General features: G+C 35.5%; 24 protein-coding genes, 1 other RNA gene and 1 riboswitch. Of the genes, 20 read left to right on the top strand and 5 right to left on the bottom strand.

The genetic code is table 11. The features are described from left to right. Positions 1 to 96 precede the first annotated feature (96 nt). Genes dnaD through LMD38_RS18610 form a run of 3 tightly spaced genes read left to right on the top strand, consistent with a single transcriptional unit; the run spans position 97 to position 1,989 of the window. On the top strand, positions 97 to 804 hold the full coding sequence (gene dnaD / locus LMD38_RS18620; protein ID WP_000728540.1) for a DNA replication protein DnaD: 708 nt from the start codon (positions 97 to 99) through the stop codon (positions 802 to 804). Positions 805 to 819: 15 nt separating this feature from the next. Continuing rightward, complete coding sequence (gene nth, locus LMD38_RS18615; RefSeq protein WP_000933028.1) at positions 820 to 1,467, top strand: endonuclease III; 648 nt, start codon at positions 820 to 822, stop codon at positions 1,465 to 1,467. Between the two features lie 3 nt (positions 1,468 to 1,470). Continuing rightward, on the top strand, positions 1,471 to 1,989 hold the full coding sequence (locus LMD38_RS18610; RefSeq protein WP_208754970.1) for a YpoC family protein: 519 nt from the start codon (positions 1,471 to 1,473) through the stop codon (positions 1,987 to 1,989). Between the two features lie 48 nt (positions 1,990 to 2,037). On the opposite strand, the gene LMD38_RS18605 is transcribed toward LMD38_RS18610, so the two are convergent. Continuing rightward, complete coding sequence (locus LMD38_RS18605; RefSeq protein ID WP_227585639.1) at positions 2,038 to 4,731, bottom strand: PBP1A family penicillin-binding protein; 2,694 nt, start codon at positions 4,729 to 4,731, stop codon at positions 2,038 to 2,040. 65 nt (positions 4,732 to 4,796) lie between these two features. Continuing rightward, on the bottom strand, positions 4,797 to 5,399 hold the full coding sequence (gene recU / locus LMD38_RS18600) for a Holliday junction resolvase RecU (RefSeq protein ID WP_000155593.1): 603 nt from the start codon (positions 5,397 to 5,399) through the stop codon (positions 4,797 to 4,799). Between the two features lie 103 nt (positions 5,400 to 5,502). Between recU and LMD38_RS18595 the strand changes: the two genes are divergently transcribed. Beyond that, positions 5,503 to 6,528: a DUF2515 domain-containing protein gene (locus tag LMD38_RS18595; protein WP_029141089.1), complete on the top strand. Its 1,026-nt coding sequence runs from the start codon at positions 5,503 to 5,505 to the stop codon at positions 6,526 to 6,528. A gap of 123 nt (positions 6,529 to 6,651) precedes the next feature. Here the strand turns inward: LMD38_RS18595 and LMD38_RS18590 are convergent, their stop codons facing one another. Then, positions 6,652 to 6,828 carry a hypothetical protein gene (locus LMD38_RS18590; protein WP_001982922.1) on the bottom strand — a complete coding sequence of 59 codons (177 nt, stop codon included), beginning with the start codon at positions 6,826 to 6,828 and terminating at the stop codon, positions 6,652 to 6,654. An 85-nt stretch (positions 6,829 to 6,913) separates the two neighbouring features. Between LMD38_RS18590 and LMD38_RS18585 the strand changes: the two genes are divergently transcribed. Both LMD38_RS18585 and LMD38_RS18580 read left to right on the top strand, forming a co-directional pair. Beyond that, a complete protein-coding gene (locus LMD38_RS18585) occupies positions 6,914 to 7,156 on the top strand; it encodes a hypothetical protein (protein WP_001252039.1) in 243 nt (80 codons plus the stop codon). A 15-nt stretch (positions 7,157 to 7,171) separates the two neighbouring features. Next, positions 7,172 to 7,516, top strand: a complete 345-nt coding sequence (locus LMD38_RS18580; protein WP_000872959.1) for a YppE family protein — start codon at positions 7,172 to 7,174, stop codon at positions 7,514 to 7,516. Positions 7,517 to 7,540: 24 nt separating this feature from the next. Here the strand turns inward: LMD38_RS18580 and LMD38_RS18575 are convergent, their stop codons facing one another. Continuing rightward, positions 7,541 to 7,732, bottom strand: a complete 192-nt coding sequence (locus tag LMD38_RS18575) for a YppF family protein (protein WP_000242661.1) — start codon at positions 7,730 to 7,732, stop codon at positions 7,541 to 7,543. 177 nt (positions 7,733 to 7,909) lie between these two features. On the opposite strand from LMD38_RS18575, the gene LMD38_RS18570 reads away from it, so the two are divergent. From LMD38_RS18570 to pbuX, 13 genes are all read left to right on the top strand, one after another. Further along, entirely contained in the window at positions 7,910 to 8,377 is a 468-nt protein-coding gene (locus LMD38_RS18570) for a YppG family protein (RefSeq protein WP_014893168.1), read from the top strand. 155 nt (positions 8,378 to 8,532) lie between these two features. Further along, positions 8,533 to 8,952, top strand: a complete 420-nt coding sequence (locus LMD38_RS18565; RefSeq protein ID WP_000546263.1) for a CotD family spore coat protein — start codon at positions 8,533 to 8,535, stop codon at positions 8,950 to 8,952. Between the two features lie 56 nt (positions 8,953 to 9,008). Further along, on the top strand, positions 9,009 to 9,563 hold the full coding sequence (locus LMD38_RS18560; protein ID WP_000862921.1) for an SLOG family protein: 555 nt from the start codon (positions 9,009 to 9,011) through the stop codon (positions 9,561 to 9,563). A 97-nt stretch (positions 9,564 to 9,660) separates the two neighbouring features. Beyond that, positions 9,661 to 9,996 (top strand): cell division regulator GpsB, encoded by a 336-nt coding sequence (gpsB, locus tag LMD38_RS18555; protein ID WP_061184018.1) that lies wholly within the window; start codon positions 9,661 to 9,663, stop codon positions 9,994 to 9,996. Between the two features lie 87 nt (positions 9,997 to 10,083). After that, positions 10,084 to 10,474: RNase P RNA component class B (rnpB, locus tag LMD38_RS18550), an RNA gene on the top strand. Positions 10,475 to 10,654: 180 nt separating this feature from the next. Next, the gene (locus LMD38_RS18545; protein WP_000521235.1) at positions 10,655 to 11,794 is read left to right on the top strand and encodes a THUMP domain-containing class I SAM-dependent RNA methyltransferase; all 1,140 of its coding nucleotides are present in this window, start codon (positions 10,655 to 10,657) and stop codon (positions 11,792 to 11,794) included. 61 nt (positions 11,795 to 11,855) lie between these two features. Further along, positions 11,856 to 12,038, top strand: a complete 183-nt coding sequence (locus LMD38_RS18540) for a DUF3921 family protein (RefSeq protein ID WP_016717030.1) — start codon at positions 11,856 to 11,858, stop codon at positions 12,036 to 12,038. A 137-nt stretch (positions 12,039 to 12,175) separates the two neighbouring features. After that, complete coding sequence (locus tag LMD38_RS18535) at positions 12,176 to 14,113, top strand: ATP-dependent DNA helicase (protein ID WP_228919908.1); 1,938 nt, start codon at positions 12,176 to 12,178, stop codon at positions 14,111 to 14,113. A gap of 101 nt (positions 14,114 to 14,214) precedes the next feature. Further along, a complete protein-coding gene (gene ypwA / locus LMD38_RS18530; protein ID WP_228919907.1) occupies positions 14,215 to 15,732 on the top strand; it encodes a carboxypeptidase M32 in 1,518 nt (505 codons plus the stop codon). 45 nt (positions 15,733 to 15,777) lie between these two features. Next, entirely contained in the window at positions 15,778 to 16,251 is a 474-nt protein-coding gene (locus tag LMD38_RS18525) for a GNAT family N-acetyltransferase (protein ID WP_228919905.1), read from the top strand. A gap of 140 nt (positions 16,252 to 16,391) precedes the next feature. Beyond that, a complete protein-coding gene (locus LMD38_RS18520; protein WP_000256355.1) occupies positions 16,392 to 17,138 on the top strand; it encodes a type I methionyl aminopeptidase in 747 nt (248 codons plus the stop codon). Positions 17,139 to 17,254: 116 nt separating this feature from the next. Then, a riboswitch (purine riboswitch) is annotated at positions 17,255 to 17,356 on the top strand. 108 nt (positions 17,357 to 17,464) lie between these two features. Beyond that, positions 17,465 to 18,058 (top strand): xanthine phosphoribosyltransferase, encoded by a 594-nt coding sequence (locus LMD38_RS18515; RefSeq protein ID WP_000866487.1) that lies wholly within the window; start codon positions 17,465 to 17,467, stop codon positions 18,056 to 18,058. A 3-nt stretch (positions 18,059 to 18,061) separates the two neighbouring features. After that, the gene (pbuX, locus tag LMD38_RS18510) at positions 18,062 to 19,384 is read left to right on the top strand and encodes a xanthine permease PbuX (protein WP_000809226.1); all 1,323 of its coding nucleotides are present in this window, start codon (positions 18,062 to 18,064) and stop codon (positions 19,382 to 19,384) included. A 54-nt stretch (positions 19,385 to 19,438) separates the two neighbouring features. Here pbuX and LMD38_RS18505 read toward each other — a convergent pair whose 3' ends face one another. After that, entirely contained in the window at positions 19,439 to 20,602 is a 1,164-nt protein-coding gene (locus LMD38_RS18505; RefSeq protein WP_073529922.1) for a DUF418 domain-containing protein, read from the bottom strand. Positions 20,603 to 21,142: 540 nt separating this feature from the next. On the opposite strand from LMD38_RS18505, the gene LMD38_RS18500 reads away from it, so the two are divergent. Continuing rightward, a complete protein-coding gene (locus tag LMD38_RS18500; protein ID WP_228919899.1) occupies positions 21,143 to 24,802 on the top strand; it encodes a dynamin family protein in 3,660 nt (1,219 codons plus the stop codon). Positions 24,803 to 24,805: the final 3 nt, after the last annotated feature.

Raw genomic sequence — 24,805 nt, 5'->3', positions numbered from 1 at the left:
AAAAACCTTCCTACATAATAGGGAGGTTTTTTTGACGAATTGTGGCAAAAAGAAATAGCGAAAGGTGTGTTATACTAGAGAGCGAGGTGTTTGGTGATGAAAAAGAAAATGATGTTACAGTGGTTTGAGCAGGGAAGCATTGCAATTCCAAAATTACTTATGATGCATTATAAAAAATTAGGGTTAAATGAAACGGAATTTATGGTTGTACTTCATGTACATACATTTTTAGAATCGGGCAATTCGTTTCCGACTCCGTCAGAGATTTCAGAACGGATGACGATTACCGAAATGAAATGTATGGAAGTTATTCAGGCATTGATTCAAAAAGGTTTTTTATCACTAGAAGGTGGACAAAAATCAGAAGCGATGATGTGTGAAAGTTATTCTTTACAACCGCTATGGGAAAAAATATTGCATTTCTTAATGAATGAATCAATAGAGGAAGAACAAAAAGAAATAAAGCAACTGCAAGTAAATTTATATACAGTATTTGAAAAAGAATTTGGAAGACCACTCTCTCCATTTGAATGTGAAACGTTGGGAATGTGGGAAGATCAAGATCAACATCATCCGAATTTAATTCAAGCGGCCCTCAGGGAAGCTGTAATGAGTGGTAAGCTTAATTTCCGATATATTGATCGTATTTTATTTGAATGGAAAAAGAATGGTATTAAAACAGTAGATCAAGCCCAAAACCAAGGACGAAAATTTAGAGCAAATCAACAACGAACGCAGCAAACGACAAAACAAGAGACGAAATTTACTGGAAAAGTACCTTTTTATAATTGGTTGGAGCAGTAATGTAGGAGGAAGTATATGTTAAATAAAACGCAAATTCGCTATTGTTTAGACACAATGGCGGATATGTATCCAGAAGCACATTGTGAATTAATTCATGATAATCCGTTTGAACTAGTAATCGCGGTAGCGTTATCTGCACAATGTACAGATGCACTTGTAAATAAAGTGACGAAAAATTTATTTCAAAAATATAAAACGCCAGAAGATTATTTAAGTGTTTCGCTAGAAGAATTACAACAAGATATACGTTCTATTGGTTTGTATAGAAATAAAGCAAAAAACATTCAAAAATTGTGCCGGATGTTACTGGATGATTATAACGGAAAAGTTCCAGAAGACCGTGACGAGTTGACGAACTTGCCAGGAGTAGGGAGAAAAACAGCAAATGTAGTTGTTTCGGTAGCGTTTGGTATTCCGGCAATTGCTGTTGATACGCATGTAGAAAGAGTGAGTAAACGGTTAGCGATTTGTAGATGGAAAGATTCGGTGTTAGAAGTAGAAAAGACATTAATGAAGAAAATTCCGATGGATGAATGGAGCGTCACACATCACCGTATGATTTTCTTTGGACGTTATCACTGTAAAGCGCAGCGACCACAATGTGAGGAGTGCCCTTTACTAGAAGTATGTCGTGAAGGAAAGAAGCGAATGAAGGGGAAATAAAGGATGGAGCGAGTGATAGAAATACCGAAAGAATTTCGATGCTTACCATTTTTTAAAGAAAGTAAAAATTCGATTGTGTATTATACAGAACAGTCTTTTGAAGAAACAATACAAAATACTTATTTTATATATGATATGGAAAGACAATATGAGCCGTGGAATGAAATTGAAAATAGTATTCCAGTAATGTTGAATGTATGGAAAAGTAAGCATGAAGACATTGCGACACTTTTTCGAAACAGAAATAAGCAAGAAGCTGAAGGCCCAATGATTCTTTTTGCAGCACATTTGTTATCAATTGTATATTGGCTAAATGAACAACCTGTTTATAGTTTGAACGAAATGGAAGATTACACGAGTATGTTGGAAGTACAACCAGTGAATTTTATAGAGCGCTATTCGTTCATTATAAAGAAACCGAATAATTATCATTCTTATATTCAGTTAGCGCAGTTGTATATTGAAATAGAAAAGTTATATGTAAAGAAAATGATAACAAAAAAGAAGTCCTTTTCTCGTTAAGAGAAAAGGACTTCTTTTTTGTTAAGAGAAAAGGACTTCTTTTTTGTATTAAGACTCTGTTGTAACAACATTTCCGTCTGCGTGTGGTGTATCTTCACCGGTATTGTGTTGTTGTTCTTGTTGTTTCTTAGCTTCTTCTTCAGCTTTTTTTCTAGCTTCCTCTTCAGCTTTCTTTTGAGCCTCTTCTTGCTGTTTACGTTGTTGTTCTTGTTGTTTTTTAGCTTCTTCTTCAGCTTTTTTTCTAGCTTCCTCTTCAGCTTTCTTTTGAGCTTCTTCTTGTTGTTTACGTTGTTGTTCTTGCTGCTGTTGCTCTTGTTGTTTACGCTGCTCTTCCTCAGCTTTTTTCTTAGCATCTTCTTGTTTTAATTTATCTTCATTAGCCTTTTTCTGAGCTTCCTCTTCAGCTTTCTTCTTAGCAGCCTCATCTTCAGCTTTCTTCGCGTCTGGAGTTCCTCCAGGCGCAGTGAAGGATGCTCCAACTGCTGGGCTTGTTCCAGTACCTTTTTTCGCTACTACAGAGAAGCTGTAAGTAACGCCTGGTTTAATACCACCGAGAGTAGCTGTCGTACCTTTTATTGATAAACTACCACTTGAACCGTCAGTCGCTTTATAGCTTGCGGCATACGCATCAACTTCTGCTGGTCCAGACCAGTTTAGTGTAACTGTGCTAGCGCCATCGAAAGTGACATTAAGACCACTAGGTGCATCTACTTTAATTTGTTTCACTGCATCTTTTTTAGCGCCTTTTACGTACAATTCACCATTTAATTCTTGTACAGAAGAAGGGCGTTCGAAACGAGTTTTATCTGTAGCGAATTTACTCATCATTACTTGGAACATTTGCTGTGCAATTCTAGTATAACGATCACTAATGTAGTTTTCTGGGCCATTTTTTTCGTAACCAGTCCATACTGCCATTGTATATTGCGGTGTATATCCAGCGAACCAGCTATCTCTGTTTGCATCAGCTGGAATACCATATTTTTTTATAACGTCTTCATCAAAGTTTTGTGTTCCTGTTTTACCGGCAACATCAACACCTGAAACGTATGCTGTTGGACCAGTACCGCCAGAACCAGGTCTTACTACGTCACGAAGAACGTCAGTCACCATGTAAGCTGTGTAGTCTTGCATCGCACGTTGCTCTTTCGGTTTAAAACTTTTCTTTTTCCCATCTGGGAAGATAACTTCTTTTACGAAGTGCGGTTTATTGTAGTTCCCACCATTACCAAAGGCTGCATATGCACCTGCTACTTGTAATGGTGAACTATCGTTACTACCAATTGCTGTTGATTCAAATGTTTTGCCGTCTTTAAATGTCATACCTAAACCTTCAGCAAACGCTTGTGACTTTGGAAGACCAACCGCTTGAGCTGTTTTTAAAGCTGGGATGTTTAATGACTTTTTCAAAGCTTCACGTAGTGAAACGTCACCTTTGTAACTATTTGTTGCATTTCGTATTTTTTTACCGTTGGAATACGTATACTCTGAGTCATTTAATTGATGGTATGTAGACCATTGTAAATTTTCAATTGCTGGTCCGTAGTCGAAAATTGGTTTCATTGTTGAACCGACTTGGCGTTTTAAATCAGTGGCCATATTATGACCTTTGAAAGTAGACTTACTTTCTTTACGCCCAGCTCCAATTGCACGAACTTCTCCAGATTGTGTATCCATAAATACGAATGATCCTTGGAATTGATCGTTCGGATACTTAATAAGATTGCCATCCATAATTTTTTCAGCATAATCTTGAGCATCTTGATCAAGTGTTGTATGAATCGTCAAACCATCTGAACCGATATTTACATCAGGATATTCTTTTTCAACTTCTTTTACAACCGCATCTAAAAATGCTTGATACTTCATCTCAGTTATTTCGGAAGACGGTTGAAGACCCTCTGTTACTGGGATCTTAACTGCATTATTCATTTCTTCTTTTGTTATATAACCGTGTCGATTCATTAATGACAATACGACATTACGACGATTTGTTGCTCGTTCAACATTTTCCTTTTTGGTTGGATCATAAATGTTTGGACCTTGGGGTAAACCAGCGAGCATAGCAGCTTCATGTAACTGTAAGTCTTTCAAATCTTTACCATAATATTTTTGCGCTGCTGTCGCAATACCATATGAACGGTTACCTAAATTAATCTTATTTAAGTACATTTCTAAAATCTCATGTTTAGAGTATTGTTGCTCTAATTTGTAAGATAGGTACCATTCTTGTACTTTTCTCTTTGCAGTTTTGTCCATCGTTAGAAAATAGTTTTTGACTACTTGTTGTGTAATCGTACTACCACCTTGAGATCCGAAACCTCCAGTGACATTTTCCATAACTGCTTTTGTAGTTCGTTTAAAATCAATTCCATTATGATCATAGAAACGTGAGTCCTCAGTTGCAAGGAATGCATTTTCAACTACTTTTGGAATTTGATCGTACGTAACGTGGGTTCGTTTTTCAGCACCGTATTCATAGAAAAAGTTCCCATCTTTATCAAGAAACTTTGTTGATAAAGGATTGACAAGTTTTGATTTGTCTAATTTTGGAGCGTCCTTCACCATAACAAAGAAAACGGAAACGCCAGCTACAAGACCAACGATACCAAGAAGTAGACAACCTATAAGGAATTTTTTAAAAAAGGAGCCTTTTTTCTTTGGTTTTTTCTCTGTATTTGTTTCTTGCTTTTGATTTTTTACATGATTTCGTTCTGTACGAGAACGATAATTATCTGACATTATACTTTCTCCTACCTTTCATTCTCTCCCCAAAAGTCGAAAAAAGAGCCTTAGTGATGACTCTATCACGAAAAATAAACCGTGTCTAGTACACGGATATAATCAATCCGAGGGTGATAACCGCATGATAATAAAGATCCATGCTCTACTATTTCTTCTTTCGTAATCGATTTTCGTCCACCAGTATTTTGACGATTCCAAAATGCAATAATATGTTTTGCATCTAATAAATAAAGTTCATCAAAAAGTGTAAATTTAATAATGACAAATGCAATTCCATTATGAGCGATTACTTGCTTCATATGCTCAATTTGATGAAGGTGGAAGTTTTGAAGTGGAAAACTCGTTTTATTTTTTGTTTCTTTCGCTTCAAAATCGATGTATTTCCCTTTATATACACCGTTGTAATCTGTTGTAGAAGGTTGTTTAAAATACGCTTCTTTTACCACTGCAGCACTTCGAGCGGGGTAATCTACTTTTACAATTTGAAGAGGTGTAGGTTTTTTATGTACACATGCAATATTATGGGTTAAGTAATATTCATTTGTTTCATTCAATTCCTCTTCAAGGGACATACCTCTGTTACTATAAGTATGTTTTTTTATTGGTGTTTTATGAGGTTGTGAAGCTTGATTGTACCGTTTTCCATTTGGGTAACGAATGGTCATAGTGTGTCCACTCCCAACTTGCTAAGAATTACTTACAAAGGTGATTATAACAAAAAATGAAAAAAGATGTGACCTTTTTGAAGAAAGGTATGATGACTTATTCATGTTTACATGGAATGATTATGAAAAAATTAAACAATATCGTAAAAATACGGTCTGTACAGAGGAAGAAAAAACAATGGTTTACAACATGAAGAGGGAAATAGAAATAGCTAATATGGACAACATTTCTCGAACGCAGTGTTATCAAGAATATTATGTAAGAAATAGTGAAATTAGGTGGGCTTTTTTAGCGAGTATGGTCTCGAGAAATGCGGGATGGAATATGACTGATTTACAAGGGAGGTATTATGCTACTGTTTTACCTCAAACAGTAAAAAAACATTTATTTTTGACTTATGAAGAAGCGAATTGGATTATTTTTTTAGATGCATTTCCTCAGCTGTTGTTATATGAAGAAAGTAAGAGGAGGCAGGTGCCACTATTCCATTTGTTACAATATTTTAACGTATCCATTTTTATGGAAAAGGAATGGATATATTTTTGGGAGAAAAAAGATATAAATAGACTTATGATAGCGCTTATTATAAATGAACAAAATAAAATTCAAAAACCAGTTATTGAGAATGCATATTTTAAAAAACATGTATTCCATACAGCGCTTTTTAAATTACAAGAAATGCTTCATATTAGTGCCGTTATATTCCCAACCGTTGAAGGGAAGATGTATGGTTTTTCAATTTATCAATTTGAAACGTTACAGAAGCGTATAGAACTAGGAAAGAAATTAGCAGCGTTACTATTTCATTGGAAGTATAAAAGTTTATTCCATAGGTTTGCATCGCAAACGATACACACAGGATCAAGAGCAGATTATGAATGTTATGTAAGAGAAGCTAGAAAATCTTGTACACCAGCTCTTAGAGAAGTTTATCCTGCTGTTGCACATGATGAAATAAGTATGAGAGATTGGTTTTGTAGAGATACGGAAATAAATGAACTATTTTTACCAGAAGAGTATAAGGGTGAAGTTGATATAACAGAATGGTATAAAAGAAAGAGGGAGCAAATCTATATTGCTTCCACCGTAAATCGTTTTGTTAAAAGGATAGATGAGTTCGTGATATAATAAAAAAGAAGTCCCGTCTTCATTTATGAAGACGGGACTTCTTAATGTGAAGTAACCCTGCTATGCGTGCTAAACATTTAATCTCAAAACGTAATGAATATAAGAGATTAAAGAAGTTTTACTTTATGTAGCAGGGAAGTTTGGACCATCTAATTTTGGGTTGCCAGTTTCGGGTTTATTTTGTTTATTTTGTTTTTTCTTTTTTTCGTTTTTGTTCTTTGCCATTTTCATGCACCTCCTTTTTGTATTGTTACCATTTCTATAAATGACATACAAAATGATTTCTTTGACGAATAACAACTAGTTTTGTCATGTGAGAAGGAGTGTGAAATCATTCGGCGAAATTACATGACAAAGGAAAAGCAAAGAAGGAGGCGTTTTGTATATGGCGATGGTTCAGAAGGAAGATGTAATGAAAACAATGGATCAAATGTTAAGTTCTCTCGATTTGCTGGAAATGAATATAGGGATTAGAATGAATCATGCATTAAAGGATAAGAGTGAAAAAATATGCAACAAGATAGAAATAACAGAAATGCATATTGAGCATATGGAAAATAAATTAGTGCATCACGAAGAAAAAGGGAATTGGGTGAAGGCATTTCAAAACGTCGTAGTGAGTGCATAATAAGGTGGGAATAAAATGAAGTATGAAGCATTAATACAGTCTTCGGAAAAACTTATGCAACATAATAATGAAGCAAATGTGAAAAAAAGAGAAATGATTGAATACGATTTTTATAAGGATATGAAACCGTTTGTAGATATGGTAGATGAGGAATTAAAAGTGTGGAAAGAATTAGCTTATGAATGGATTAAGGAAGAAAAACCAAAGTATATACATGTACAGCAAATTGATCAAGTGTACGATAATTTACAAACAAATGTGTTGCAATGTTTTGTAAATAAAGGAAAAGGTAAGCGATTCTTTGAAACGCATCAAGCCATTTCGTATACTTTGCAAAATATAATTGAGCAATGTAAGTAACAAGAGGGGAAACCCTCTTGTTTTTTATGCTTCTGTCATCGTTGTAGGCTTTGTTGCGCCGTTTATCTCTAATTCTTTTATTAATGTTCGGTAATCTGAAATACATATTTTTCCTTCGAGATACCAATGTCTCGCAAAGTCTAACAATTCATTTACATTCTCTGTGTAATACCCCTTTTTTTGAGAAAACGCTTGTTTTAAATCCCCTAATACCATGTTGATTCCTCCCCCATGAGAATCTTCTTCTTTTTTATCATAGCATGGAAGGGTTTTCTTTTATAATTTTTTAAAAATTTAAACTTCCGACAAAAATAGACAGATAATCCGTCACACAAATTATTTTACAAGTACATATTATATATGTAGAAACTTATGTGAAGGAGGAGAGAATGCATGTTTCAACAATCTAACGTATATCAGCAATCTAATCCATATGCACAGCAAAATATGTACCAATATAATACGGATACATATTTACGTTATAATATGTATCCTTTCGAGCCTCATTATGGAAATCAAAATTATTACCAGCCATTTGAAGTGTCGTTTATGAATCAACCGCAGCAACCTTATATGAACCAACAACCGCAACCTTATATGAATTCACAATACTATATGCCACCGCCATCCCCCTATAATCAACAAGCGATGTTTTATCCACCAAAACAACCGTACCCGACGCAAAATAAACAAAAGCAACAGCAACAACCAAGTCAATTTTCTAGTTTCGTTTCCCAATTTAAAAATTCAGATGGTAACTATGATGTAAATAAAATGATGAATACAGCTGGACAAATGATGAATGCAATGAATCAAGTAACAGGCATTGTAAAGCAAGTGGGAGGTTTTTTTGGTAAGTAATTTTGGAGGGTTGGCTATAAAAACATTGTATACGAAATAAAGGTCTAGACAAATTTCCTTAGAATAAATGGGTATATATAACAAGCGGCTTAACCTCTTTTCTCATATTGTAAAGTGTAATCAGATTTTTTTTATGAGAGAGGAGAGAAAAAACTATGCATCATTGTCATCCTTGCTTTGGAGGGCATAAGCCTACAGGACCTATTTGTACGACTGCTCCTGTCATTCATCCGACGAAACAATGCGTAACACATTCTTTTTCAACAACGGTGGTGCCACACATTTTCCCAACGCATACAACACATGTACACCATCAACAAATTAAAAACCAAAACTTCTTCCCACAAACAAACTCAAATGTAAATGTTGTAGACCCAATCGATCCAGGGTTCGGCGGATGTGGACCGTGTGGTCATGGACATCATCACCACGGTCATCAAATATCTCCATTTGGACCAGGGCCGAATGTATCACCGTTTGGACCAGGACCTAATGTATCACCATTTTTACCAAACAATGTATCACCAGTTGGACCAAATATTGGACCAAACGTTGGTGGAATATTTAAAAAGTAAATGATATGTTAGAACTAGCGAAATGCTAGTTCTTTTTTTGTAATTGGAGTGTTGATATGAAAGTTATTGCAGTAACAGGATATAAGCCATTTGAACTTGGAATATTTAAAAATGATCATCCAGGAGTAGAATGTATAAAAAAGGCGTTGCGTCGTAAATTAACTGCTTTTGTAGAAGATGGTTTAGAGTGGGTTATAATAAGTGGCCAGTTAGGTGTAGAATTATGGGCTGCTGAAGTTGTTTTTGAAATACAAGTAGAATATCCAGATTTAAAATTAGCGGTATTTACTCCATTTTTAGAACAAGAAGAGGGTTGGAAGGAAGATAACCGTGAATATTACGAGTTTATTCTCTCTCAAGCAGACCATGTTGATAGTATCACGAAACGTAAGTACGAAAGCCCAGAGCAATTTAAATTAAAAAATCAATTTTTTATTGAAAAAAGTGATGCGCTTTTAGCTGTATATGATGAAGAAAAACCAGGGAGTCCTAAATATATTGTAGAAGCAGCAAAGAAAAAAGGAGAAATAGAAAATTATCACAGTTATTTCATTCTTTTTTCCGATTTACAAGATATAATAGAAGAGGAACAGTGGAATAATGCTGAGTAATATGTAATATAGTACTCGTATATATGATTGACAAAAAGCATTGTTTCTGAAAAAATTTAGTTAATGAAAGTTTTGGCAAAAATTTGAGGTGAAGAAAATGATTTCGGATAAAATTAAATTAACGGCGAAAGATATTTTAGAAAAAGAATTTAAAACAGGTATGAGAGGTTATCAACAAGAAGAAGTAGACAAGTTTCTTGATATGATCATTAAAGATTATGAAGCTTTCCACAAGGAATTTGAGCAATTAAAGCAACAAAATGCTCGTTTAAAGCGTGAACTAGAAGAACAAAAGCTAGCAGCAACGCAAGTTCCGCAACAATCTGTACAAACACCAGTTGCGCAACCAGTATATAACAACACGAATACGGACATTTTAAAACGTCTATCGAATTTAGAAAAAGCTGTATTTGGAAGCAAGTTATACGAATAATTTCTGGTGATAAAAAGGTTAAAGCATTTTACATAGAAAAAAACATTGCAAAATCTTTTTGTTTCCACTATACTAATGGATGTCATAACGTTTGGGTAATCGCTGCAACGCCAACGTTGTAGAGGAAAGTCCATGCTCGCACGGCCTGAGATGGCTGTAGTGTTCGTGCCTAGCCAATTCATAAGCTAGGGTATTCTGGCTGTAAGGCTGGTTTAACGGCAGGGAAAAAACCTAAGTCCTTTCGGATATGGTTTGACTACCTTTAAAGTGCCACAGTGACGAAGTCCTTGAAGAAATGATAGGAGTGGAACGAGGTAAACCCCACGAGCGAGAAACCCAAATAATGGTAGGGGAATCTTTTCCAAGGAAATGAACGATGGGAAAGGACAGGTTGTATAACCTGTAGATAGATGATTGCCACCGGAGTACGAGGCGTGGGCCGTTTGCAGTACAAAGGAACAGAACATGGCTTACAGAACGTTATGAACCAACTATGAAATAACTCAGCTCTCCTTTGTTAGAGGAGGGCTTTTTATTTGTATGAAGTTATAAATGATGAGTTAAAATGGTTAATGAGAAAATTCTTCGTAAAATGTAATAATTAATAGGAGAAATAGCTATTAATTATTGTTTGAATATACATAAGAGGTGAATGCAAATGGGAAAAGTTACTTTAATCGCAACAGCGGCAATGGGTATTGAAGCTTTAGTTGCCCGAGAAGTTCGTGATCTAGGTTATGAATGCCAAGTAGAAAACAGCAAAGTAACATTTGAAGCAGATGAAAAGGCGATTTGTCGCACGAATTTATGGTTACGTACTGCGGACCGTGTGAAAATTAAAGTTGGCGAATTTAAAGCGACAACATTTGATGAGCTGTTTGAGAAAACGAAAGCATTAAACTGGGGAGATTATATTCCAGAGAACGGTGAGTTCCCTGTTATCGGTAAATCTTTAAAATCTGAGTTATTCAGTGTTTCGGATTGCCAACGTATCGTTAAAAAGGCTGTCGTTGAAAAATTAAAAACAACATATAAACGTACAACTTGGTTTGAAGAAGATGGCCCGTTATTCCGTATTGAGATTGCAATGTTAAAAGATATCGCAACATTAACAATCGATGCGAGCGGTGTTGGACTTCATAAACGTGGATATCGTGTGGATCAAGGGGAAGCTCCTTTAAAAGAAACATTAGCTGCGTCTTTAATTAAATTAACAAACTGGAAGCCAGATCGTCCTTTCGTGGATCCTTTCTGCGGATCAGGTACAATTCCGATTGAAGCAGCATTAATTGGACAAAATATCGCACCAGGTTTTAACCGTGGTTTTGCATCGGATGAGTGGGGCTGGGTTGGTAAACAAAACTGGCGTGAAGCTCGTCAAGAAGTAGAAGATTTAGCGAACTATGATCAACCATTGCAAATCATTGGATCAGATATTGATCATCGTATGATACGTGTTGCTCAAGATAATGCAGAAGAAGTAGGTTTAGGTGATTTAATTACATTTAAACAAATGCAAGTAAAAGATTTCACAACAAAAGAGGATTATGGCTATGTTGTAACGAATCCTCCATACGGAGAACGTTTAAGTGAAAAAGCACTTGTTGAACAACTGTATAAAGAAATGGGACAAGTATTCCGTCCATTAGACACATGGTCGACGTATGTATTAACAAGTTACGAAGCATTTGAGAAGTGCTACGGAAAAGATGCATCGAAGAAACGTAAACTGTTTAATGGATTTATCCGTACAGATTACTACCAATACTTCGGAAAACGTCCACCTCGTAATTCATAGTATAAAACTCCTTTAGCGCGCATATACTGGCTATTATGTAATGCGTAAAGGAGGAACTGATATGGATAGTTTCCAATTATCAATGATTCAAAAAGCTATTCACCGTACGTATGATGAGCTCGGAAAAGAAGTGGATAACGAAGGTGCGATTGTAGATGAAATACAAAAAGCACAAGAAGAATATTTGTTAGCTCTTTCGCATGAAACAGCGATAGATAAACGGTATTTAAAGTCATTAATATAGAAGAAAATTTTCCTTTTTCGAAAGGAAAATTTTTTTTCGTGTATTTCCATGTATTGCAACAGGGGAAAGTGGCTGCGCACATATGAGTAGCAGTTGCTATATCTTTTATAGAAAAACTTTTTGGTTGGAGGCTAAGGATGTTTACTGAGAAGAGATTACCATTTGAAGTAGGGAAACAAGATAATTTTTATGATAAGTTGAATGAGTGGATTGGAGATGTGTTTTACGACATCCTTCCGGAAAAAGGTTTTGAAGAGCGTGATGAACAAATTTTTATGGCGTTTCAATTAGAACGTGCTTTCCAAGAAAAGAAAGTAATGTTCGCAGAAGCGGGTGTAGGAACAGGGAAAACAATTGTATATCTTCTATATGCAATTTGCTATGCGCGTTATACTGGAAAACCAGCGATTATCGCTTGTGCTGATGAAACGTTAATTGAGCAGCTTGTGAAAGAAGAAGGGGACATTGCTAAATTATCTGAGGCATTAGGCTTATCGGTAGATGTAAGACTTGCGAAATCAATGGATAATTATTTGTGCTTACGTAAACTTGAAGATGTTATGAGTGGACGAGCTCCAGAAGTAATTGAAGATGTATACTACGAATTACCGCAGTTTGTATTTGATCATGGTACGATGCAAAACTTTACTCACTACGGTGACAGAAAAGAATTTCCTCTTTTAAATGATGAGGAATGGTCAAAAGTAAATTGGGATTACTTCCAAGATTGCTTCACTTGTGATTCTCGTCATCGTTGTGGTCAAACCCTTTCTCGTGAACATTATCGTAAAGCAGCAGATTTAATTATTTGTTCTCAAGATTTCTATATGGATCATATTTGGACGTATGATGCACGTAAACGTGAAGGGCAAATTCCGTTATTACCAGAAAGTAGCTGCGTTGTATTCGATGAAGGACATCTTGTAGAATATGCAGCTCAAAAAGCTTTAACGTATCGTTTAAAGCAAACGATGATGGAGCAACTTTTAACAAGATTGTTGCAAAACGATATTCGTGAAGAGTTTGCGCATTTAGTAGAAGAAACAATTTGGCAAACAGAGCGATTCTTTGATGTGTTACAAGAAAATAAAAAAGAAATTGCCGGTTCTGATCGTTTAGAAATTACTGTGACAGAAAAAGTAACTGCTGAAGCGAAGCGACTTTATGCGAAAATTGGTGAAGTCGGTGATGCATTAGTATTTGAAAGTGAAATGCATACAGTAAACACGTATGACTTAAATATCGTTGATGAACATTTAGATGTATTAGAACATTCACTTCGTCTGTTCATGCACGAGAAAAATGTAATTACATGGGGTGAAGAAGGTGATGGAGCCTTCACGTTAGTGATTATGCCACGTGCAGTTGAAGAAGTATTACAAGAGAAAGTATTCTCGAAGAAAATCCCGTATATTTTCTCTTCTGCTACATTATCTAATAACGATTCATTCGCATTTACAGCAAATAGCTTAGGAGTAAAAGATTACTTGTCATTCTCGGTTGCTTCACCGTTTGATTATGAGGAGCAAATGGCAGTAAACTTACTATTCCATACGAAAGAAAATGAATGGGAAAGAAAGTGTCAATATACACTTGAAAATATACAGAAAACAAATGGACGTACACTTGTATTATTCCGTACAACACAAGAACTTGCAGCGTTTAAAGAATATGTAAGTAAAGAACAAATGTCAGTTCCGTTCTTATATGAAGGGGACCAAGAAATTAGTCAGCTCGTTTCTCGTTTCCAAAATGAAGAAGAGACTGTACTTTGTGCCGTTCATTTATGGGAAGGTTTAGATATTCCTGGTTCATCATTATCACATGTTATTATTTGGTCATTACCATTCCCTCCAAACGATCCTGTGTTTGAAGCGAAGCGTAAACACGTAAATGATCCATTCTGGGATGTAGATGTACCATATATGATTTTACGTCTTCGTCAAGGGATTGGCCGTTTAATTCGTACGAGCGAGGATAAAGGTGCTATATCAATCTTCTTATCTGATACAGAAGATGAGAAAGTGGTAGAAGCGGTGAAAAACGTACTACCAGTAGAAGGTAAAGAATTATAAGGAGAAAGCTTGGCGCTTGCCAAGCTTTTTTTCTATTATAAAAGGAATTTGGATTTTCGTGTCGAATTAAGTTTGAGGTAGAAAAAGGAGGTTTTTATAGGATGACAGTAGCTACATATGAAGTGGAAAAACAATTTTTAACATATGTGAAGAAGATACAGAATTATGGAGAAGCATTAAGCTTAATGTTTTGGGACTTGAGAACAGGTGCGCCTAAAAAAGGTGTAGACCAGCGTTCAGAAGTAATTGGCATGCTTTCATCAGAAGTATTTGCTATGTCGACTTCAGATGAGATGGGGAACTATTTAACAGAGCTTGAAGCTTTAATACGTGAAGATAAACTTTCTGAAACGACGAAGAAAATGGTTGAAGAATGTCGTAAAGAATATGATAGAAATAAAAAAATTCCACAAGCAGAATATGAAGCGTATGTGAAATTAGAAGCGAAAGCGGAAAGTGTGTGGGAAGAGGCTCGCGAAAAATCTGATTTCGAAATGTTCCGTCCGTATTTAGAACAAATAGTTGAATATAAAAAGAAATTCATTACATATTGGGGTTACGAAACATATAAATATAATACATTATTAGATATGTATGAGCCAGGTATTACAGTAGAAGTGTTAGATCATGTATTTGGTCAGCTTCGTGAGCGTATCGTTCCGCTCGTAAAAGAAATATCGGAGTCACAAAAGAGACTAAAGACAAGTGCTTTATCAGAACATTTTTCAAAAGAAAAACAAAAAAACTTTACATTAGAGCTATTAAAGCAATTAAATTATGACTTTGAAGCAGGTCGTCTTGATGAAACGGTACATCCATTCGAGATTACATTAAATAGAGGGGATGTTCGTATTACGACACGCTATGACGAAAAAGATTTCCGTATGGCTGTGTTTGGCACAATTCATGAATGTGGTCATGCTGTATATGAACAAAATATTGCAGAGAAATTTGAAGGTACACCGCTATGTAGTGGAACATCTATGGGTATTCATGAGTCACAATCATTATTCTTTGAGAACTTTATCGGTCGTAATAAATCATTCTGGAAGAAAAATTATGATTTATTAAAAGAGTATAGCGATGGTCAATTCAATGATTTATCAGTAGATGAGTTTTACGATGCGATTAATGAATCGAAGCCGTCGTTTATTCGTATAGAAGCAGATGAGCTTACATATCCGCTTCACGTCATGGTTCGTTATGAACTTGAGAAAGAATTATTTGATGGTACATTACAAGTGAAGGATTTACCAGCCGCTTGGAATGATAAGATGGAAGCATATTTAGGAATTCGCCCGGCTAACGATGCACAAGGCGTATTACAAGATGTTCACTGGGCTGGTGGTTCATTTGGATACTTCCCATCTTATGCGCTTGGCTATATGTATGCAGCGCAATTTAAGCAAAGAATGTTAAAAGACATTCCGAACTTTGATGCATTATTAGAAGAAGGAAACGTAACACCAATTCGTGAATGGTTAACAGAAAATATTCACCAATACGGTAAAACGAAAAAGCCACTTGAAATTTTAGAAGATGTAACAGGTGAAGGATTAAATGCAAATTACTTAGCAGATTATTTAGAAGCGAAGTATAAAGAAATTTACGAGTTATAAAAAGAGCTGCTTACTTGCAGCTCTTTTTTTAAAGGGGGGAGAAAAATGGATTATACATATACAGTAATGACGCAAGAAGAAGCAGAAGAAATTGCATACAACTGGCATTATGAAGGGGAATATTCCTTTTATGATATAGAGGCAGATGAAGAAGATTTAGCTGAATTTTTACATGATGAGAGTAGGGGGGATCATACCTTTTCTGTGAAGGAAAATGGCACTCTCATTGGTTATTTTACTGTTTGTAAAATAAATGATGGGACGGTTGATATAGGTCTTGGAATGAAACCTAATATAACTGGAAATGGATTTGGATTACAGTTCGTAAACGCTGGACTAGCTTTTAGTAAAGAAAAATACGGATGCAAGTATATAACACTATCAGTAGCTACATTTAATAAGAGAGCAATTAAAGTGTATAAAAGGGCAGGGTTTGAAGCAGTTGGGACGTTTATACAGAAAACAAACGGTAGTTATTTTGAGTTTTTGAAAATGAACTATATATGTAAAAATGATTAAAAACAGAAGAATCTCCTCTGTTTTTTATTTTGATGCAGAAATAAATAATATTTTTGTAATTGGGTGCTTTGAATTTTTGATAGAGGATGTGTATGATTGAATTTCAGTAGTAAATGTGAAGTTTAGTCAGGAGAGGTAGAATGGTTACAATTAAAACGAAAAATGAAATAGATGTAATGCATGAATCTGGAAAGTTACTTGCTTCATGTCATAGAGAAATTGCGAAAATAATGAAACCAGGTATTACAACAAAAGAAATTAATACGTTTGTGGAAGCATATTTAGAACGGCATGGTGCAACGTCTGAGCAGAAAGGGTACAACGGATATCCATATGCGATATGTGCATCTGTAAATGATGAAATGTGTCATGCGTTTCCGGCCGATGTTCCTTTAACTGAGGGTGATATTGTAACAATTGACATGGTAGTAAACTTAAATGGTGGTCTTTCAGATTCTGCTTGGACGTATAGAGTTGGAAAAGTTTCTGATGAAGCAGAAAAGTTGTTACTAGTAGCTGAGAATGCTTTGTATAAAGGCATTGATCAGGCGATAATTGGTAATCATGTAGGAGATATTGGTTATGCGATTGAAAGTTATGTAGCAAGTGAAGGTTTTTCTGTCGCAAGAGACTTTACGGGACATGGAATTGGTAAAGAGATTCATGAAGAACCAGCAATTTTTCATTTTGGTAAGCCGGGACAAGGGCCTGAGTTACAAGAGGGAATGGTAATTACGATTGAGCCAATTGTCAATGTAGGTATGCGATATTCGAAAGTAGATTTAAATGGATGGACTGCGAAAACGATGGATGGGAAATTATCAGCTCAATATGAGCATACAATTGCGATTACAGAAGATGGACCGATCATTTTAACGAAGTTGTAATTTGGAATGAAAGAGTTTACAAAACTCGAACAAAAATGATGATTTTATAAAATTTGTCCGTGTTTTATTAATAAAAGCTTTTCAAAGTATAAAAAGTACGTTATAATCCTTCTATAAAATAAATAGTTAGCTACACTCATATAATCGCGGGGATATGGCCTGCAAGTTTCTACCGAAGTACCGTAAATACTTTGACTATGAGTGAGGACGAATATATTTGCTTGTTTAGCATTCTTTTTTTGCGAAACTCCAAAAGCGCGTCTCTCACTTGTAACGAGTGGTGGCGGCTTTTGGAGTTTTTTTATTGCATAAGAGGGGGAACAAACATGAAAGTATTACAAGAAAAGATTTTGAACGAAGGAAAGGTTTTATCTGGTGACGTATTAAAGGTAGATGCTTTTTTAAATCATCAAATTGATCCAGTACTTATGCAAGAAATCGGAAAAGAATTTGCTAAACGTTTTAAAGAAGAGAACATTACAAAAATCGTGACGATTGAATCTTCAGGTATTGCACCAGCGGTTATGGCTGCATTAGAACTTGGTGTAAAAGTAATTTTTGCTAGAAAGCGTAAATCGTTAACGTTACAAGATAATATGTATGTGGCAAACGTATATTCATTTACGAAACAAGAAACGAATGAAATTTCATTATCTCGAAATCATATCGATGAAAGTGATCGCGTTTTAATTATTGATGACTTTTTAGCAAACGGTCAGGCTGCTTTAGGTTTAATGAGTTTAGTAGAGCAAGCCGGAGCAAGTATTGCAGGTATTGGTATTGTTATTGAAAAAGCATTTCAAGATGGAGGAAAGAAGCTTCGTGAACAAGGAGTTCGTGTTGAATCACTAGCAGAAATTGCATCACTTGATAACGGCACAGTTACATTTGTACAGCATGAAACTGCGGAGGTGAAATAAGCGATGAAGCAACATCCATTTAAAATCGCATCACTTGGTATGCAGCATATGCTTGCAATGTATGCTGGTGCAATTATCGTTCCGCTTATTGTGGGCGGCGGACTTGGTTTAAATCAAAAAGAGTTAACGTACTTAGTCTCAATTGATTTATTAATGTGCGGCGTTGCGACAATTTTACAAGCATTATCAAATCGCTTTTTCGGTATTGGACTTCCAGTTGTACTTGGTTGTACATTTACAGCGGTTGGCCCGATGATTGCAATCGGGAAACAATACGGCGTATCCTCTATTTATGGAGCGATTATTGCTGCGGGGTTATTCGTTGTTATTTTTGCGAAATTATTTGGAAAGCTTGTAAAGCTGTTTCCCCCTGTTGTAACAGGATCTGTCGTTACCGTAATTGGAGTTACACTTGTTCCTGCCGCTATTAATGATATGGCTGGTGGAGTAGGAAGTAAAGATTTTGGTAGTCTTGAAAATTTAGCATTAGCATTTGGTGTGTTACTATTTATTATCATTATGTATCGTTTCTTTGACGGATTTATTCGTTCAATCTCTATTTTACTAGGTCTATTGTTCGGTACAATCGTTGCAGCATTTATGGGGAAAGTAAGCTTGCAAGCGGTTGGAGAAGCGGATTGGTTCCATGGTATCCAGCCATTTTATTTCGGTACACCAACATTTGAATTAACGCCAATTATTACGATGATTCTCGTTGCTTGCGTAGGGATTGTAGAAGCGACAGGCGTTTACTTTGCATTATCTGATATTTGCAATAAAAAGATTGGTGAAAAAGAATTAACAAAAGGTTATCGTGCAGAAGGATTAGCGATGGTGTTAGGTGGTATTTTCAACGCTTTTCCGTATACAACATACTCTCAAAACGTAGGGCTTGTTCAATTAACTGGAGTAAGAAATCGCGTGATTATTTACACGTGTGGTGGTATGTTAATCGTTCTTGGGTTCATTCCAAAAATCGCCGCTATTACAACAATCATTCCGAAATCAGTACTTGGCGGTGCGATGTTAGCGATGTTCGGTATGGTAATGGCATATGGTATTAAAATGTTAAGTAGCGTTGATTTTGGAAGACAAGAAAACTTATTAATCGTTGCATGTTCTGTCGGAATTGGACTAGGAGTTACTGTCGTTCCTACATTATTCTCACAACTTCCAGAAAGTATTCGTATTTTAACAGATAACGGAATCGTACTTGGAAGTGCGTCAGCAGTCCTTTTAAATATCGTATTTAATATGGTGCCGCAGCGTAAAGTGAAAGTAAAGGATGAACCAGTTCCGATACAAAGTGCGGTAAGAGAAGCGTAAAATTGATAAAAGGTTCAAATCGCATGCGATTTGAACCTTTTATTTTTGTGTTGCTTACGAGACCTTGCTTTTCTTTTTAAGTGGCATCATCTTTCCGTACGTACCAAGGCGCCATATATACTCAAGTGGCCCGTATTGGTAACGTGACAGCCACCAGCGGCTAATAAAGATTTGCAGCGTGTAGAAACCGATGCAAAATAGTGGTCCTACCCATAATGGAGCAAGATAATCATTTTTGAACAATATTCCGAATACAAGCAACGTAACAATTGTATGCGAGATATAATTTGTTAATGCCATTCGACCAACGTACTGGAACGGACGTAATATCTTTTGCCATTTTTCTTTTTGTAATAAACGCATGAGCGTGAAAATGTAGAATATGAATAATGTCTTTCCGCTTATCATCGTAATACCCATAAGTGAAAATGGTGTGTATGGTTGATTGTTCATAAAGAAGTAAACCATAATAAACCACATCGGTAATGTTAAAATGAACATAATGATTTGCCATTTTTTAAGTTTTGGATCTAATTCCTTAGCACGGCGGAAAATGTCTTTTTTACCGGCATATAATCCGAGTAAAAACAATCCTAGTGTTTCAGGAAGCATAATAAGACTGTTACGTATTGCTTCAGAATAGAAAGAATGGAATCGGTCTGTGATTTGTAAGCCCCAGTTTTCTAACGGCATAATTGCTGTGGAAAGGCCTAATTCCTCTACTGGCACGATTAACATGAGAAGAGAACCTAATAATGAGAACAGTTGCATGAAACTTAATAGTACAATTGACCATATTAAAATAGTACGTGGCTTTCTTTTGTAAAATAAAAATAAGAAAAACCCGGTAATTGCATAAGTATGTAAAATGTCTCCGTCCCATAAAAGAACGTAATGTAAGAAACCAAATAATAATAAAATAAGTAAGCGACGAACAAATAAAGTTTTTGGTCGATCTGTTTTCGCTTCAGCACGAGTCATAAAAATGTAAAATCCTAGGCCGAATAAAAACGAAAAGATAGTATAAAACTTTGTTTGAATAAACATATCGTAAAATAGGCGAATGTAGCTGTCTATCCCTTCGTAAATTCCTGTAATATCACGTGAGTCAATCCCGGCGATAACAGGCCAGTTCACAAGAAAAATACCAAGTACAGCTATTCCTCTAATAATATCGATGGAGTGTATCCTCTCGCCTTGTGAAATATTTTGTGTCATTATTTTCCTCCTTGTTAAGTAATTCCCTTTTATTATACAAAATGTAAGATGGAGGGTATAGGGTGGATTTCCATTTTTTTTAACTATTAAGTTATGTAAGATGAGATATAATAAGAGTGCACAACAAGTTTTACCTTTTTTCAAAACAGGCAGTGAAGCTCCTTCTTATAAGGGGCTTTCTTTATGAAAAAGTGTTGATAATGATTCTCTTTAATGATAAAATGTATTCAAAAGTGATAATCATTATCAAAAAAGGTTGGTGCATGAGTATGGTATATGCATTAGTAGCAGGTACAGTCGCTGTATATGCAGTTATTGCAAAGTATGTTTTAAATGGAGTAGGAACAGCAAAATGAGTGATATTACATAAAATCCCTTTCATTTGTAAAAAGAATGAAAGGGATTTTTTATTTTTAATGAGAATATGCTGAAAATTTAGTATGATAGTAAAGTGAAAAGATAATCAATGAGTAGGTGCATTTCTCACTGGTTATTGGCTTGCAAATAGCATATACATCTTGGATAAAGGGGAACAAGGGGATGACAAACATAGTACAGACAAACGGTATGAAAAAACTTGTTTGTTTTTATGAAGAGTGGCAAAAACACGGCGATGCAGAGAATAGCTTAAAGTTGTTTGAAGTAATTCAAAAATATAAACGAGAGCAGCTTATGATAGCATTCTGCGGTCACTTCTCAGCAGGGAAATCAACGATGATGAATCATCTATATAAAGCGCAGTTGTTACCGACAAGTCCAATTCCGACAAGCGCTAACGTCGTTAAAATTGAAAAGGGATTTGATCGTGTTGTTGTAACGATTAAATCTGGAGAGCAGTACGAATATGACGGTGCATATTCAGCAGAAGAATTAAAACAAATTTGTAAAGATGGCGATGAAGTAATTGGTGTTCATATTTATCGGAATGATGCGCCAATTCCTGAAGGTGTTATGTTAGTTGATACACCAGGGATTGATTCAACAGATGATGCCCATCAACTAGCGACAGAATCAACGCTGCATCTAGCAGACGTGATTTTTTATATGATGGATTATAATCACGTCCAATCGGAAGTGAATTTACAATTTGTTAAAGAATTGAAACAACGTAATAAAACGGTTTATCTCGTTGTAAATCAAATAGATAAACATAAAGAAAATGAATTATCGTTTGCGGATTATAGAGATAGTGTAAAACAATCATTCTCTAACTGGGATATTGAAGTAGATGGAGTTTATTATACATCATTACGAATGATGAACCATCCACATAATGAAATTGAAAACCTAGAAACGTTAATTACTTCTATTATGAAAGAAAAAGAGCAGTATGTAAGAGATGGAATGGAGCGAGAAACAGAATATTTAATGGGGGAACATTTCTCGTTTATTCTTTCTGAAAATGAAAAAGCTCTTTTGAAATATGAGGAAGAGTTAGCATCACCGCTTTCCATTTCAGAAATAGTTGAAAAGAAAGAAGAGCTAACGGAAATGAAACATCGCGAGGCTAATAAAGAGTCTCAAATGAGAAATGAATTTATAAAAGGTTTACAAGCTATATTAGATAACGCGTATTTAATGCCATTTGAAATGAGAGAATTGGCAAATGCGTACTTAGAAACGAAATTAACAAAATTTAAAGTTGGTTTGCTATTTGCGAAAGGAAAGACTGAGCAAGAAAAACAGAGACGTTTAGATGCTTTTTATGCTGCTTTGCAAAAGACTGTCGAAACGCAACTTGATTTTCATGTGAAAGAATTTATTGTTGCCTTCTTAAAAGAAGAAGGGTTGTTTACAGAAGAGATTGGGAAAGACATATATGCTTTAGAAATTGCTTTTGGACCAGAAATGTTAGCGGAAGTAATTAAACAAGGTGCAGGTTTCACAGGTGATTACTTACTTCTTTATACAGCGGATGTAGCGAATGAATTAAAGAAACGTTATTTTACAAAAGCACAGCAAATTTTTGATAAAAGTGCAGTCGTTTTAAAGCAAAAGGTAAAAGAAGCAGTTGATCGTGTTGAAGAAGAGATTGAAACATATACGATGTTGCAAACTGCGAAAGAAACACAATTGCAATACAGTAACAATTTGGAGGCATATGAAGGCTATTTACAAAATATTTGGCATGATCGTGTTGCTACACCAGAAGGATTGCAAGTAGAGGAAATATTGCAAAGTAAAAAACAAATTGTTAGTGAGAAATTCACACTACAAGAGCAGGAAATTGTAAATGATAACGTAGCGGCTCGTGAGGAAGAGATAAAAGGAACGGCAGCTTTAAATATTCAGCGTATATTAGAGAAAGTGAAGAAAGCTGAAACGATATTAGAGCCATTGCCAGCGCTAAAACATGTACAGCAAGAGGTAATAGAAAAAAGGCGCCGTGTGGAAACGAAACAATTTACAGTGGCATTATTTGGAGCTTTTAGTGCTGGGAAATCATCATTTGCCAATGCATTGCTTGGTGAAAAAGTACTTCCTGTGTCACCAAATCCGACGACGGCAACGATTAATCAAATTTTGCCAGTTACAGAGGAAAAACCACACGGAACAGTAATGGTTCAATTTAAATCAAAGCAAGCCTTATTAGAAGATATGAAAGCTGTTTATAAGCTGTTTCATTATGAGATTACTACGTTAGATGAAGCGTTAGCACAGATTGATAAAGTTATGAAATACCCTTCACCAACTGGAAAGCAAAAAACAACATTTAGCTTTTTACGAGCGGTACAAAAAGGGTATGATACGGTTTCTGCGCATTTAGGTGAGCAAGTACAAGTTACATTAGATGAGTTTTCTGATTATGTAGCGAATGAAGAAAAATCTTGTTTTGTTGAGTACATGGAGCTTTATTATGATTGTGCATTAACAAGGCAAGGAGTAGCGCTTGTAGACACACCTGGAGCGGATTCTATTAACGCCCGCCATACAGACGTTGCGTTCCAGTATATTAAAAACGCAGATGCTATTTTATTTGTCACGTATTATAATCACGTGTTCTCTCGTGCTGACCGTGAATTTTTAATTCAGCTTGGTCGTGTAAAGGATACTTTTGCTCTTGATAAAATGTTCTTCTTAATTAATGCGGCCGATTTAGCAGAGTCTGAAGAAGAGCTTGAAATGGTAAAAGGTTATATCGCAGATCAGCTACTGCAATACGGTATTAGGAATCCGCGTTTATTTGCAATTTCAAGTTTATGTGCGCTTGAAGAGAAACAAGGGAAAAATATTGAAAAAGAGAAGTACGGTATTTTACAAAACTCTGGGATTGCTAAGTTCGAGGAATCATTTACATCCTTTATGATGAGAGATTTAATGCTCGTATCTGTTCATGCTTTATATGGTGCATTGCAAGGGGCAGATCAGCTGTTAGTAAATATGATAAATGGTGCAAAGCAGGGGAATGAAGAGAAAGAGAAGCAAACGAAAAAATATGAAGCAGAGCGTGATCAACTACTTCATATTATTTCATCATATAGTGTGCTTGCTGAAGAACAGGCGATGCAAAATGAAGTGAAAGAATTGCTTTATTACGTGCAACAACGTCTATTCCTACGCTATAACGATGTGTTTACTGAATTTATTAATCCAGCATCGCTTCGAACGGATGGAAATGTGAAAGTGCAGTTGCAGCAGTGTGTTATGGAATTAGTAGCATTTATTCAGCATGATTTATTACAAGAAATGCGTGCGACATCATTACGCCTTGAAAAATGGATAGATAAAGCGATGAAGCGTGCAAAGAATGAAATTGTGGTGAACTGTAAAGTAGAAAATGAATCAATTTCTATGAATGGAACAGTGGAATATGAATATAAAGATATTACACATAAAGAACCGTTCCCTTCAGTTGAAATAAAAGATTTCAAAAAAGCATTGGCACACTTTAAAAACGAGAAAAGCTTTTTTGAAAAGAATGACAAAGCCTTTATGCAAGAAGACGTTAAATCTGTATTAGAACCTCTCGTATCAAACTATGTAGCTGATGAAAAAGATTTATTTGTTCATCATTATAAGCAAGAGTGGGATTTGAAATGGAACTTATTCCAAAAAGTGATGCAGCAAGATGTGATGAATTATTATGAAAGTGTATTATTTGCATTGGCTGAAACAATTGATGTATCACTATATGAACAAAGTAAAGAACAATTGCAAAAGCAATTAGTAGAGATTGAAAAAGAAATGTATGTGATGTAGTCG

The organism is Bacillus pacificus, assembly GCF_020861345.1.
Taxonomy (GTDB): Bacteria; Bacillota; Bacilli; order Bacillales; family Bacillaceae_G; genus Bacillus_A; species Bacillus_A pacificus.
The sequence above is the reverse complement of the archived record's forward strand: the minus strand, read 5'-3'. Positions and strand labels throughout refer to the sequence as shown.